Source organism: Hoyosella subflava DQS3-9A1 (assembly GCF_000214175.1).
GTDB classification, from domain to species: Bacteria; Actinomycetota; Actinomycetes; order Mycobacteriales; family Mycobacteriaceae; genus Hoyosella; species Hoyosella subflava.
On the sequence record NC_015564.1, the window covers coordinates 3,981,464 to 3,993,918 of the forward strand.

Sequence of the window (12,455 nt, forward strand, 5' to 3'; positions counted from 1 at the left end):
TCTCTGTGCTGCACTTCCACTGGTTTCTGCCCACCTATGGCGACTCGCGCTCACTCATCGCCGGCGGTCATGGAACCTCGATGCACGGGGATCGACCCGCATCCCTGCATTACCTTCGCCAAATCACCGCCGCAGCTGAAACAAACGGGTTTGAGGCGGTCCTCACGCCCACAGGCGCATGGTGCGAGGACGCCTGGCTCACCACCGCGATGCTCGTCGAAGCCACCGAGCACCTGAAGTTCCTCGTCGCATTCCGACCCGGATTGATCAGCCCCACGCTGGCCGCGCAGATGGCCACAACTTTCCAGCGGCACTCGGGTGGGCGGCTCTACCTCAACGTTGTCACCGGCGGCGAGGACCACGAGCAGCGCGCCTACGGTGACTTCCTCGACAAAACAGCCCGATATGAGCGGTGCGGTGAATTCCTCGACGTCGTGCGCAAGTTATGGCAGGTCCCGCAGCCATTCAGCTTCCGTGGACACCACATTTCGGTGACGGATGCGGCACTGGGCCGACGGCCCGCGCCTGTGCCACCAGTGTTCTTCGGTGGCTCATCCGGTGCCGCAGGCGACGTCGCAGCACGACACGCCGATGTGTACCTCACCTGGGGCGAGCCACCCGCGGCGGTACATCAGAAACTAGAATGGATACGCGCGCTAGCTGCGGGGCAAGGCCGAGAACTGGAATTCGGAATCCGCCTGCACGTCATAAGCCGGGACACCTCAGCAGAAGCCTGGGCTGTCGCGGACCGTCTCCTGAACGCACTCGACCAGCTAGAAGTCGAACGGATCCAGCAGAGTCTCGCGCGCAGCCAGTCTGAGGGGCAGCGGCGCATGCAAGAACTCCACCGCGGTCGGACGGACGACCTCGTAGTCTCCCCCAACCTGTGGGCAGGCGTCGGACTTGTTCGCGGGGGTGCTGGCACAGCGCTCGTCGGTTCACATGACGAGGTGGCTGACCGTATCGAGGAATACGCGGACCTCGGCCTGAACCACTTCGTTCTCTCAGGGTATCCCCATCTCGAGGAGGCGTACTGGTTCGGTGAGGGAGTGCTCCCCCGTTTGGAACAGCGCGGGTTGTGGCGGCACCCGCACCGGTTGGGTGCTGTGGAGGAGGCGACGGTGCCGTTCAGCGCGTAGGTTTAGCCACCTTCGACAGCGGCGACGCGCGTATTCGTGCCGATCTGCACCCACAAGACGCCACATCGGTCGCGAGCGATAGTGCCAGTTCACAGGCGAAAATCGATACGAATGCTCGCGGACTCGCCGCACGGTGCGCCGATCACCCGATGCGATCCATCACCAGCGGCCGCGGCTCAAACGAGTCGCCAATCTCCCAGCTGCCGTTCAGGGCGGCGAGCGAAGCTGGGATCCGCTCCGGGGTGTCGGTGTGCAAGGTGAAGAGTGTTTGCCCCTTTGTCACGCGGTCCCCCACCTTCGCGTGCCATTGCACACCGGAGCCGGGCTGCACCGGCTCACCCTGCCGCTGCCGCCCCGCGCCGAGCCGCCACGCCGCGATCCCTACTGCCAAGGCATCGAGCCGGGAGAGCACACCGGATTCCGGAGCGATGACGATCTCGGTCTCCGTGGCCGCAGGCAATTCGGCAGCAGGATCTCCCCCTTGCGCCGCGATCATTCGGCGCCAGACGTCCATCGCGCGACCGTCTGCGAGGGCATCGGCGGGGTCTACCCCGGTGATCCCAACTGCCGACAGCATTTCCCGCGCCAGTTCGAGCGTCAGCTCGACGACATCTGGCGGGCCGCCGCCTGCGAGAACTTCCACTGATTCGCGGACCTCCAGTGCGTTACCGGCTGTCAAGCCAAGGGGAGTATCCATATCGGTGAGTAGTGCGACGGTGTGCACGCCGGAGTCGTTACCCAAGTCGACCATGGTGCGAGCGAGTTCGCGTGCGTCTTCCGCGCCCGTCATGAAGGCCCCTGAGCCGCATTTTACGTCGAGGACCAGCGCGGATGTTCCTTCGGCGATTTTCTTGGACATGATCGAACTAGCGATCAGTGCGATCGATTCGACGGTCCCTGTGACGTCACGCAGGGCGTAGAGCTTCTTGTCAGCTGGGGCGAGCCCAGCCCCCGCCGCGCAGATAGCCGCGCCAACCGAGTCGAGTTGTTTGAGCAGTTCGTCGTTTGATAGTGCCGCGCGCCAGCCAGGCACCGCCTCCATTTTGTCGAGTGTGCCCCCGGTATATCCGAGACCGCGGCCGGCCAGTTGCGGCACGACGGCGCCGCACGCCGCGACGAGCGGTGCGAGCGGCAAGGTGATTTTGTCGCCGATTCCTCCGGTGGAGTGCTTGTCCACCGTCGGACGCCCAAGCCCGCTGAAATTCATGCGTTCACCGGAGGCAATCATGGCCGCTGTCCACCGTGAAATCTCGTCCCGGTTCATTCCGCGGAGCAGAATCGCCATCGCGAGTGCTGACATTTGTTCGTCCGCGACGTCACCACGCGTGTATGCGTCGATCACCCAATCGATTTGAGCATCAGACAGGGCGTGGCCATCGCGTTTCGCGCGAATGACGGATACAGCGTCGTGGTGGTGAATCATGACTGTTCCCTTCCTGCGGCGTAGTCGTCGGGCCCAAAGGCTGCGGGGAGAAGCGCACTGAGCGGGACCGGCCCGTTTGCGGAAGAAATCAACATGTCAGGTCCCCCGTGTTCATAGAGCACTTGACGGCAGCGTCCGCAGGGCATGAGGATTTCGCCGCGGCTGTCGACGCATACGAGGGCGCGCAGCCGTCCACCGCCGGTGGAGTGGAGCATGGAGACCACTGAACACTCCGCGCAGAGTGTCAAACCAAATGAGAGATTTTCCACATTGCAACCGCTGAGATGCCTCCCGTCGGTGGTCACCGCGGCTGCGCCTACCGGGAAGTTCGAGTACGGCGCGTAGGCCGTACGCATGACCTCTTTGGCCCGTTTATGCAGGCTTTTCCAGTCAATTTCTTCCATTTACACCGCCTCCAGGGTGCAGCGGCGAGGTAATCCACCGCGCTATGGCAAGGCAAACCTAACCCAAACCCGCAGGTCGAAACACAATATCCCGCTGCAACCCACGATTTGGGATGGGTCTAAAGTTCTAACTGTCAGCTTAGGTTCTCGCCGGGACCACTGTTGTGCTGCGCCCTCGCGAACCCATTTTGTAGGGTGCATCCATTCACTACCGGCGTGCGCCCACCGATGACACTGGAGGCAGAGCTCGCAATGACCAGCACAACAGACGCCACTGGACAGGTGGTGCGCACCCGATCGATATACCGGGGTGATCCCGGCATGTGGTCCTGGGTTCTACACCGGATCACTGGCGTCACCCTGTTCTTCTTCTTGTTCGTCCACGTGCTTGACACTGCGCTGGTCCGGGTGAGCCCCGAGGCATACGACGCTGTCATCGAAACGTACAAGAACCCCGTGGTGGGGGCACTCGAAATTGGCTTGCTCGCGGCCGTCATCTACCACGCGTTCAACGGCGTTCGAGTCATTCTGATCGACTTCTGGTCCAAGGGCCCGAAGTATCAGCGACTCATGTTCTGGATCGTCATGGCAATCTCGGTCGCCATCATGATCCCGGCATCTGGCCGTATCGTCTACCTGATGTTCGGGAGCTAATCATGACGAGTTCAGATCCTCGCATCGCGCAGCCCATCGCTACCTCATATGACCGCCCCGCGTCCTTGTCATTGCCACGGACCCCGCGGCGGCGCAGCGGAAACAACTTCGAGATGTGGTCATGGCTCTTCATGCGCATCTCCGGCCTGCTGCTCATGTTCCTCGTCATCGGGCACATTTCGATCATGCTGCTTCTCGACGACGGCGTGCACCGCATCAATTTCGCGTTCGTTGCAGGCCGCTGGGCAAGCCCGTTCTGGCAGATCTGGGATCTGTCGATGCTGTGGCTTGCTCAACTTCACGGCGGCAACGGCCTTCGCACCGTCATCAATGACTATGCACGCAAGGATTCGACGCGGTTCTGGCTGACTACACTCCTCGTGATCTCGATCGTCCTGATCACGGGCCTGGGCAGCTATGTCATCTTCACGTTCGATCCCAACATCACCGGCTGAGCGAGGCGTACATGCAAGAACACCGTTACGACGTGATCATCGTCGGCGCTGGTGGCGCCGGGATGCGTGCCGCTATCGAAGCCGGCCCCCGCGTCCGTACCGCAGTGCTGACAAAGCTCTACCCCACGCGTTCTCATACGGGTGCGGCGCAGGGTGGCATGTGTGCCGCGCTGGCCAACGTCGAAGAGGACAACTGGGAGTGGCACACCTTCGATACCGTGAAGGGTGGCGACTACCTGGTTGACCAGGACGCCGCTGAAACCATGGCGAAAGAAGCGATCGACGCAGTTCTCGACCTCGAGAAGATGGGGCTGCCGTTCAACCGCACGCCCGAAGGCAAAATCGACCAGCGTCGTTTCGGTGGCCACACGCGCGACCACGGCAAGGCTCCAGTGCGACGTGCCTGCTATGCCGCAGACCGCACGGGCCACATGATTCTGCAGACTCTGTACCAGAACTGCGTCAAGCATGGCGTCGAGTTCTTCAACGAGTTCTACGTACTCGATCTGTGTCTGACCGAGACCTCGCAGGGCACCGCAGCTACGGGTGTCATCGCCTATGAGCTCGCAACTGGTGAGATCCACGTGTTCCATGCGAAGTCGATCGTCTTCGCGACCGGCGGCTCGGGCCGCATGTACAAGACGACCTCGAACGCGCACACCTTGACTGGCGATGGCATGGCCATCGTATTCCGCAAGGGATTGCCGCTCGAAGACATGGAGTTTCACCAGTTCCATCCGACAGGCCTCGCAGGCCTGGGAATCCTCATCTCCGAGGCTGTCCGCGGCGAAGGCGGAATCCTCCGTAACGCCGATGGCGAGCGTTTCATGGAGCGCTACGCCCCCACTATCAAGGACCTCGCACCGCGCGACATCGTCGCCCGCTCGATGGTGCTCGAAGTTCTCGAAGGGCGCGGCGCCGGGCCTGACAAGGATTACGTCTACATTGACGTCACCCACCTCGGCGAGGATGTTCTGGAAGAGAAACTGCCAGACATCACCGAGTTCTCGCGTACCTACCTCGGCGTAGACCCGGTGAAGGAGCTCGTGCCGGTGTTCCCAACGTGTCACTACGTAATGGGCGGTATCCCCACGCGCATCAGTGGCGAAGTGCTGCTTAACAACGACGAGATCGTCCATGGTCTCTACGCCGCTGGCGAATGCGCATGCGTCTCCGTCCATGGCGCGAACCGCCTGGGCACCAACTCGCTGCTCGACATCAACGTGTTCGGCCGCCGTGCTGGCATCGCTGCTGCGGAGCACGCATTAGGTTCGGAATACGAGCCGCTCCCGGACACTCCCGCACAAATGGTGCAGGACTGGATGGACAGCATGCTTTCCGGCGAGGGCAACGAGCGCGTCGCTGATATCCGGATCGCGCTGCAGGAAACGATGGACCGGAACGCCTCAGTGTTCCGGACCGAGGAAACGCTGAAGCAAGCGCTCAAGGACATCAACTCTCTGAAAGAGCGGTACGGCCGCGTGCAGGTGCACGACAAAGGCAAGCGCTACAACAGCGACCTTCTCGAAGCCGTGGAACTGGGCTTCCTGCTTGAACTCGCGGAGGTCACGGTTGCCGGTGCACTTAACCGGAAGGAATCCCGCGGCGGGCACGCACGTGAGGATTACCCAGATCGTGACGACGTGAACTACTTGCGCCACACCATGGCGTACAAGGAGGTTCCGGCAGACGGCCAGCCCCCACTGATCGCCGACATCAAACTGGATTACAAGCCAGTGACCTTCACCCGCTACGAGCCGATGGAGCGCAAGTACTGATGACTGCGACAGTTGAATCTGAAACAGGCGAGCGTTCACTCCCCCCGGTTCCCGAGGGCGCCGTCATGGTGACGCTCCGGATTCGCCGGTTCAACCCGGAAGACCCGGATGCTCAGGGCTTCCAGGAGTTTGAGGTTCCGGCGCTGCCCTCGGACCGGCTTCTTAACCTGCTGCATTACGTGAAGTGGTATCTCGATGGCACGCTGACCTTTCGGCGCTCTTGTGCACACGGAATCTGCGGTTCGGATGCGATGCGGATCAACGGTGTCAACCGTCTAGCCTGCAAGATTCTGATGAAGGACATGCTGGCCAAAGATGGGAAGTCCGTCACCATCACCGTGGAGCCTATTCGTGGGCTGCCGGTAGAAAAGGACCTCATCGTCGACATGGAGCCCTTCTTCGACGCGTTCCGCGCCGTAAAGCCGTTCCTCATCAACTACGGCCAGGAACCGACGCGCGAACGGATCCAGTCGCAGTCAGACCGTGCCCGGTTCGACGACACAACGAAGTGCATCCTGTGCGCATGCTGCACGACCTCGTGCCCGGTCTTCTGGCATGACGGGTCATACTTCGGCCCAGCAGCGATCGTCAACGCTCACCGGTTTATCTTCGACAGCCGCGACGAGGGCGCTGCCGAGCGGCTCGAGATCCTCAATGACATGGACGGCGTTTGGCGCTGCCGCACGACGTTCAACTGTACTGAGTCATGCCCACGCGGGATTCAGGTGACGCAGGCCATCCAGGAAGTAAAGCGCGCATTGCTTTTCGCGCGCTGAGGAAATACGCAGTGCGGTGGGTGCCTCTCTGGAACTCAGGGAGGCACCCACCGCTCGTTTACAGCCAGTTCGTACTGTCGTTCGCCTAGAGGTAAGATAATCCGAATGTCCGACATGTCGTCACGCGGGCCGGGGCCCATTGACCCAGAGATCTGGCGCAAAGCACAGCGCGCAGTCGCAACCCGCAGCACAAACGCCGAAGATTGCCGTACCCTGCTGCAAATGCTGGGGATTCAGGGGCCGCCGGAGTTTTCCGGCGCCCACTACCCTCCGGGGCTGCCAGGCTGATTCAGGCGGGGCTGATTCAGGCGGGAACCTTGCGCGCGGACGATAGCGCAGGGATGACGTTATCCGTCACGAGAGGAGCAAGGAGCACGCTAGCTTGCGCGCGCTTGATGCTCACCCAGCGGACCTCAGCAATTTCCGCGCCCGACGAAGCCCCGACGGCTTCTGCCGCCTCGCACACGAACACGGTCGCATCGATGATGCGGCCTGTTTCGTTGGCGGCGGGCGCGGTCCACCGTCCAAGGAAGCGCAGCGATTCCTCGTTTAGCTGAACGTTAATCTCTTCGTGGCATTCGCGGACCGCCGCGGCGTAAATCGATTCGGACAGGTCCGGTTTGCCACCAGGGAGCATGAAATGCTCGGTGCCCTGCTTACGGACTAGCAGGATGTGCTCCCGATTTTTGAGGAAGCACACCCCCGCTACAGTGATCGGCTTGGTCACTATCAGATACCTGTCGTGATGTTCGCACTTCGAGGATCCGGCACCGGGTTGAGCGCCGAAATCGAGGTTACCGAGGACTCCAATTGGTTAACACGTAGTGACAAAAAGTGCGACGAACGCAACAACAGACACGCGACGGTCACAGCCGGCTAACTGCTTGTCTAATCCGAATGCGCCGAGGCGCCGTGTGCTTAACGATCATTGCGACAACCAACTGTGGCTGAGGCCCGGTTGCTAAGTGCAGTGCACAAAAGGAGCTTTCATGCGTCCAAGGACCGCAACTCGCGTTCGGCGCGCCGCCATTCTCGCCGCCGCGTCGAGCGTCACCCTTGCCGGAACGGTCGCGTTCGCGGCGAGTTCTGATGCGTCTATTGATAAACACGCCTGGACAGCGTTCTCCGCGTCTTCCGTCGTTTCAGTTCTCAATCCGGACAAGGAGGCCAGCTGAGTGCGGGTGACGTCACCGTGGAATGTTGTGCGGGGTAGCGATATGAATCGTGCTGAGCGACGGCGGCACCCCATCGAGCGCGCCGCGCGCCTGCAGCAGCAACCTGCAAGCGTGGCGGACGTCAGCATGAAGGTCATGGTGCAGCACTGCGGAGACACGGCCTTCCCGCAGTAGTTGGGTGTTGTCGTCGTCGAGGTCGTGAGCAATGAACGCGTGGCACGTTCTGCCTGCCTGCTCAAATGCTGCAAGCAGAGCCCGGTTACCTCCTCCGATGGAGTAGGCGGCCATGATCGACGGGTCCCGGTTCAGTGCATCGACGGCGCGCCGTCGCACTGTGTCGTCAACTCCGTCGGTGTCAGGAATCTCGATAAGTCGACGCTCGGGATTCAGGGAGCGCATCGTTACGCGAAATCCCGCCTCTCGTTCTTCCTCGTTCCGGAAGAAGTTCTGAGTCAGGCTGATGAGAATGTTTCCCTGCTCGCGACGCAGCCATTGGCTCATCAGATACGCAGCGGTGGACCCGGCCGCGCGGTCATCGATGCCGACGTAGCCTGCTCGTGCGCTTCGAGCAACGTCAGTGAACATGGTGACGACGGGAATGCCTGCGGTATTGAGCCGTTCGATCGCCTCGACGATCTCAGGCACATCCGGAGCCTTCAGCAGCACACCCTGTGAGCCGCGCTTAGCGATGCGGTCGAGGGTTTCCACGAGCACTTCAGAGGGCCCGGTTTCCCGATGATGGAAGCGGCACCGGATCACTGCTGGCTGCATGGCAGGTATCTCGGCTTCGAGGGCTTCGCGCACCTCAGTTACGAAGCGCCGCGGTGCGTGCATCACCACATCGAAGAGGAACTTGCGGCCTTCGAGCCGCAACTGTGAACGCTGCCGGTCCAGGTCAGCGATCGCCTGCTGCACTTCCATCCTGGTGCTTTCTCGCACACCGGGACGCTCGTGGAGGACCCGGTCGACGGTCGCTTCACTGAGTCCGCTTTGCTGGGCAATTTCTCTGACTTTGAATCGATGGACCACTACGGTTCCTGATGTCTTTTTGATGGTTCTGTGAGGTTGAATGCCAGTCTAGTCCCCGCAAGACTAGAGACATAAGCTCTCGCGGCCCGGAAACCTCCGGGCACTCACGACGCCGTTCAGCAAGGACTCATCAATGACTAGCGCATACTCGCCCTCAGGATCGCCGCTATCGTCCGCGCCGCGGATACCAGCCGCCGAACGCGTTGCCGGCGCGCCTATTTCGTGGGGAGTATGCGAGGTCCCCGGATGGGGGCACCAACTCAGCCCTGCCCGCGTGCTCAGCGAAATGAACAGCCTGGGCCTCACGGCGACTGAATTCGGCCCCGCGGACTTCCTCCCGGAGGAGCCTGCTGCCCGCGCCGCGGCACTGAAGGAGCACGAACTGGCGGCGGTTGGCGGGTTTGCACCGGTCGTCCTCCACGACCCGGCACAGGACCCCCAGCAGGAGATCGCCAGAGTTCTCGACTGGTTCACTGCCGCAGGCGCGACAGTCCTTGTCCTGGCCGCAGCGACCGGCATCGACGGTTACGACTCGCGCCCCGAGCTTGACAGGCAAGGCTGGGACACATTGCTCACCAATCTCGACCAGCTCGCCTCCTATGCCGCCTCCCGAGGTGTGCTCGCCGTGCTTCACCCCCATGTCGGAACCATGGTCGAGAACGAGGAGGAGGTCCAGCGCGTGCTGTCCGGCTCTTCGATTGCGCTGTGTCTCGACACCGGACATCTGCTCATCGGGGGTTGTGACCCCGTGGAGCTGACACGTACAGCCCCCGACCGGATCGCACACGTCCACCTCAAGGATGTTGATGCGGCGCTTGCGGATCAGGTCCGCAAGGGAGACATCGCGTTTACCGACGGTGTTCGGCGCGGGATGTTCCGCCCCCTGGGCCAGGGCGACATCGACATCGCCACCGTTATCAACACGCTTGAGGTCAGTGGCTTCAACGGCTGGTATGTCCTCGAACAGGACATGATCCTCGACGGCGAGCCGGAAGACGAAGGGCCTATCGCGGACGCCCGGGCTTCGGTCGGGTTTCTGAACGGCCTCTTCAAGGCCAACCAATGACTACCCGACTGCAAACCTGACCCAGACTGTGACAACGGTCATTGACACTAATTCGTCCTATCCGGTACACCTTGACCCACACAGATATCTGCCGCAACGTCGCGGCGGTGCGGTCGTCTTCCGTGGAGGCGCCCGACTGAGCTGATCTGAAGGGGTACCAATGTCGCTATCCAATGCCGGAACTGCTGCGTCCACCCACACGACGCGCACTCTCATCATCGGCACCGGCTTCTCCGGCATGGGTATGGCGATACAGCTGCTGCGCAATAAGCAGCCCGACTTCATCATCATCGACAAAGCCCATGATTTCGGCGGCACGTGGCGTGAAAACACGTACCCTGGCTGTGCCTGTGACGTGCCCTCCCACATGTACTCCTTCTCCTTCGAGCCGAATGCGCGCTGGACGAAGCTGTGGGCTCGTCAGCCGGAAATCTTCGAGTACATGCGGGCGGTGGCCGAGAAGCACGACCTGAAGAGCTACACCCACTTCGGCCGGACGTTCACCGGGGCCGCATGGGACGACACCACGCAACGCTGGACCGTTCGCACTGCCGAAGGCGTCAGTTATGAAGCGCAGTACCTGGTCTCCGGCATCGGTGGTCTGCACATCCCGAGTGTCCCGCGCTTCCAAGGTGACGACACATTCAGGGGCGAACGCTTCCACTCCGCGCAGTGGAACCACGAAATTGACCTGCGCGGCAAAAGAGTCGCGGTAATCGGCACAGGAGCGAGCGCGATCCAGTTCGTTCCAGAAATCGTCGATCAAGTAAAAGAACTGCACCTCTACCAGCGGACCCCTGCGTGGGTACTCCCCCGGACGAATGTGCCGATCCCCGGCGTCGCGCAAACCGCGCTCACGAAAGTACCTCTAGCCAGGCGTGCTGTGCGCAACGTGATTTATTGGGCCAGTGAAAGTCTCGCACTCGGCCTCAACGGCAACTCGAATATGATGCAGCCGATAGAACGACTCGCGAAATGGAACATCGACCGCTCAGTGCCGGATCCAGAGCTTCGGCGCAAGCTCACCCCGGACTACCGGATCGGCTGCAAGCGGATCCTCGGGTCGAGTACCTACTACCCTGCACTCGCGCGCGAACACTCGGAGGTCATCACCGAAGGGATCCGCGAGTTCACGCCCACCGGAATCATCGCCAACGACGGCACTGAGCGTGAAGTCGATGTCGTCATCTACGGCACCGGATTCCACGTGACAGACGGCTTCGACAGCATCGATCTCACGGGCCGTGACGGTGTGAAGCTCAAAGAGCAGTGGGCTCGCGCGGGGATGGAAACCCACCTCGGCATTACCATCGCCGGATTCCCGAATGCCTTCTTCCTGCTTGGCCCGAACACCGCGCTCGGCCACAACTCGGTGGTGTTCATGATCGAGCAGCAGATCGGTTACATCCTGTCTGCGATGAAGCTTGCCGACACAAAGCGCGGTGTCATCGAGGTCAGCGCAGCAGCACAGCGCGAGTTCACGAACGAGATCCAGAGCAAACTTACGACTGGTGTGTGGAGTACCGGCGGGTGCACTAGCTGGTATCTCGACTCGCAGGGTCTTAATCGCACGATCTGGCCGGGATTTACCTTCCAGTACTGGTCGCGCACCCGACGCGTCAACGCCAGCGACTTCGTTTTCGAGTCGATCACCGCTGACGCGCCGCGCGAAGCAGCCCTCACCAGCTGAGACCTCACCGCGTCTCGAAATTCCGTAGTCTCGGAAGGGCACCGGAAGGACGGCCGGAAGGAAGCTTCATGTCCACCAGCAGCCAGCTCAATGCGTCGCGGCAAGGGACCGGGAAACCGCTCCTGCTGATACACGGTCTCGGAGCGACCTGGGAGACGTGGCGACCGATAATGAATGATCTTTCGCGATCTCGTGACGTCATCGCCATTGACCTTCCCGGGTTCGGGGACAGTGCGCCACTCGAAGGTGAACCCAGTATCGCAGCACTCACAGACTCGGTCGAAGAATTTATCAGGTCCGAGGGGCTCGAAGGAATTGATACCGTCGGGAGTTCAATGGGCGCCCGCATAGTTCTCGAACTGGCGAGACGCGGAATCGGCGGTGATACTGTAGCCCTCGATCCTGGCGGTTTCTGGAGCGAGGGTGAACGCCGCATCTTTAGCGCTTCACTCAAGGCATCAATTCCCCTAATTTTGAGGCTGCAACCGCTGCTGCCTGCGTTGCTAGGAAACCCTGCCGGTCGCACAGCGCTGCTCATCCAGTTCTCGGCAGCGCCGTGGAGACTTACCAAAGAGTTCACAGTTCGCGAACTACGAGCCTTCGCACAAGCGACCGCCCTGAAGAGGACGCTCAGCGCTTTGGTCAGCGGGCCTCTTCAGGAGGGGGCCCCGGCGGGGACGCCGCCAGGCCGGGTCACCATCGGCTGGGGAAAGCAGGACCGCGTCACGTTTCCCCGCCAGGCCGCACGCGCGCAGGAGAAGTTCCCAGATGCTCGACTGCACTGGTTCCGGCGCTGCGGCCATTTCCCTGTGTGGGATCAGCCGGAGGAAACCGCGCAGCTCATCCTCAGCCGGACCGGATAGATC

General features: G+C 61.5%; 14 protein-coding genes. 10 read left to right on the forward strand and 4 right to left on the reverse strand.

The features are described from left to right. Positions 1-5: 5 nt before the first annotated feature. The gene (locus AS9A_RS18735) at positions 6-1,139 is read left to right on the forward strand and encodes an LLM class flavin-dependent oxidoreductase (RefSeq protein ID WP_013808699.1); all 1,134 of its coding nucleotides are present in this window, start codon (positions 6-8) and stop codon (positions 1,137-1,139) included. Between the two features lie 142 nt (positions 1,140-1,281). Here the strand turns inward: AS9A_RS18735 and AS9A_RS18740 are convergent, their stop codons facing one another. Together AS9A_RS18740 and AS9A_RS18745 are read right to left on the reverse strand one after the other, a co-directional pair. Beyond that, a complete protein-coding gene (locus tag AS9A_RS18740) occupies positions 1,282-2,562 on the reverse strand; it encodes a thymidine phosphorylase (RefSeq protein WP_013808700.1) in 1,281 nt (426 codons plus the stop codon). Beyond that, positions 2,559-2,966 (reverse strand): cytidine deaminase, encoded by a 408-nt coding sequence (locus AS9A_RS18745; RefSeq protein WP_013808701.1) that lies wholly within the window; start codon positions 2,964-2,966, stop codon positions 2,559-2,561. Before AS9A_RS18745 ends, AS9A_RS18740 begins: the two co-directional genes overlap by 4 nt. A 252-nt stretch (positions 2,967-3,218) precedes the next feature. On the opposite strand from AS9A_RS18745, the gene sdhC reads away from it, so the two are divergent. The 5 genes from sdhC (at position 3,219) to AS9A_RS23930 (ending at position 6,917) form a co-directional block, all read left to right on the forward strand. Next, the gene (sdhC, locus tag AS9A_RS18750) at positions 3,219-3,620 is read left to right on the forward strand and encodes a succinate dehydrogenase, cytochrome b556 subunit (protein ID WP_013808702.1); all 402 of its coding nucleotides are present in this window, start codon (positions 3,219-3,221) and stop codon (positions 3,618-3,620) included. Positions 3,621-3,622: 2 nt separating this feature from the next. After that, positions 3,623-4,075 carry a succinate dehydrogenase hydrophobic membrane anchor subunit gene (locus AS9A_RS18755; protein ID WP_041451212.1) on the forward strand — a complete coding sequence of 151 codons (453 nt, stop codon included), beginning with the start codon at positions 3,623-3,625 and terminating at the stop codon, positions 4,073-4,075. 11 nt (positions 4,076-4,086) lie between these two features. After that, a complete protein-coding gene (sdhA, locus tag AS9A_RS18760; RefSeq protein WP_013808704.1) occupies positions 4,087-5,853 on the forward strand; it encodes a succinate dehydrogenase flavoprotein subunit in 1,767 nt (588 codons plus the stop codon). Next, positions 5,853-6,629, forward strand: a complete 777-nt coding sequence (locus tag AS9A_RS18765) for a succinate dehydrogenase iron-sulfur subunit (RefSeq protein WP_013808705.1) — start codon at positions 5,853-5,855, stop codon at positions 6,627-6,629. Before sdhA ends, AS9A_RS18765 begins: the two co-directional genes overlap by 1 nt. A gap of 105 nt (positions 6,630-6,734) precedes the next feature. Next, positions 6,735-6,917 (forward strand): hypothetical protein, encoded by a 183-nt coding sequence (locus AS9A_RS23930; RefSeq protein WP_013808706.1) that lies wholly within the window; start codon positions 6,735-6,737, stop codon positions 6,915-6,917. A gap of 16 nt (positions 6,918-6,933) precedes the next feature. On the opposite strand, the gene AS9A_RS18770 is transcribed toward AS9A_RS23930, so the two are convergent. Next, entirely contained in the window at positions 6,934-7,356 is a 423-nt protein-coding gene (locus AS9A_RS18770; protein ID WP_013808707.1) for an NUDIX hydrolase, read from the reverse strand. Between the two features lie 262 nt (positions 7,357-7,618). Between AS9A_RS18770 and AS9A_RS18775 the strand changes: the two genes are divergently transcribed. Further along, a complete protein-coding gene (locus AS9A_RS18775; protein WP_013808708.1) occupies positions 7,619-7,804 on the forward strand; it encodes a hypothetical protein in 186 nt (61 codons plus the stop codon). Between the two features lie 12 nt (positions 7,805-7,816). Here AS9A_RS18775 and AS9A_RS18780 read toward each other — a convergent pair whose 3' ends face one another. After that, positions 7,817-8,833: a LacI family DNA-binding transcriptional regulator gene (locus tag AS9A_RS18780; protein ID WP_013808709.1), complete on the reverse strand. Its 1,017-nt coding sequence runs from the start codon at positions 8,831-8,833 to the stop codon at positions 7,817-7,819. Between the two features lie 133 nt (positions 8,834-8,966). On the opposite strand from AS9A_RS18780, the gene AS9A_RS18785 reads away from it, so the two are divergent. The 3 genes from AS9A_RS18785 to AS9A_RS18795 all read left to right on the forward strand — a co-directional run bounded on the left by AS9A_RS18785 (position 8,967) and on the right by AS9A_RS18795 (position 12,452). Further along, positions 8,967-9,899, forward strand: coding sequence for a TIM barrel protein (locus tag AS9A_RS18785; protein ID WP_013808710.1), 933 nt, complete (start codon positions 8,967-8,969; stop codon positions 9,897-9,899). Positions 9,900-10,059: 160 nt separating this feature from the next. Next, entirely contained in the window at positions 10,060-11,589 is a 1,530-nt protein-coding gene (locus tag AS9A_RS18790; protein WP_013808712.1) for a flavin-containing monooxygenase, read from the forward strand. 68 nt (positions 11,590-11,657) lie between these two features. Next, positions 11,658-12,452 (forward strand): alpha/beta fold hydrolase, encoded by a 795-nt coding sequence (locus AS9A_RS18795; protein WP_013808713.1) that lies wholly within the window; start codon positions 11,658-11,660, stop codon positions 12,450-12,452. The last annotated feature ends 3 nt before the right edge of the window (positions 12,453-12,455 follow it).

What these genes read in the sequence shown, in the direction of transcription:
- AS9A_RS23930 (WP_013808706.1), top strand. Translation starts at nt 6,735, where the DNA reads ATGTCCGACATGTCGTCACGCGGGCCGGGGCCCATTGACCCAGAGATC.
- AS9A_RS18795 (WP_013808713.1), top strand. Translation starts at nt 11,658, where the DNA reads ATGTCCACCAGCAGCCAGCTCAATGCGTCGCGGCAAGGGACCGGGAAA.
- sdhC (WP_013808702.1), top strand. Translation starts at nt 3,219, where the DNA reads ATGACCAGCACAACAGACGCCACTGGACAGGTGGTGCGCACCCGATCG.
- AS9A_RS18765 (WP_013808705.1), top strand. Translation starts at nt 5,853, where the DNA reads ATGACTGCGACAGTTGAATCTGAAACAGGCGAGCGTTCACTCCCCCCG.
- AS9A_RS18775 (WP_013808708.1), top strand. Translation starts at nt 7,619, where the DNA reads ATGCGTCCAAGGACCGCAACTCGCGTTCGGCGCGCCGCCATTCTCGCC.
- AS9A_RS18740 (WP_013808700.1), bottom strand. Translation starts at nt 2,562, where the DNA reads ATGATTCACCACCACGACGCTGTATCCGTCATTCGCGCGAAACGCGAT.
- AS9A_RS18755 (WP_041451212.1), top strand. Translation starts at nt 3,623, where the DNA reads ATGACGAGTTCAGATCCTCGCATCGCGCAGCCCATCGCTACCTCATAT.
- AS9A_RS18745 (WP_013808701.1), bottom strand. Translation starts at nt 2,966, where the DNA reads ATGGAAGAAATTGACTGGAAAAGCCTGCATAAACGGGCCAAAGAGGTC.
- AS9A_RS18785 (WP_013808710.1), top strand. Translation starts at nt 8,967, where the DNA reads ATGACTAGCGCATACTCGCCCTCAGGATCGCCGCTATCGTCCGCGCCG.
- AS9A_RS18790 (WP_013808712.1), top strand. Translation starts at nt 10,060, where the DNA reads ATGTCGCTATCCAATGCCGGAACTGCTGCGTCCACCCACACGACGCGC.
- sdhA (WP_013808704.1), top strand. Translation starts at nt 4,087, where the DNA reads ATGCAAGAACACCGTTACGACGTGATCATCGTCGGCGCTGGTGGCGCC.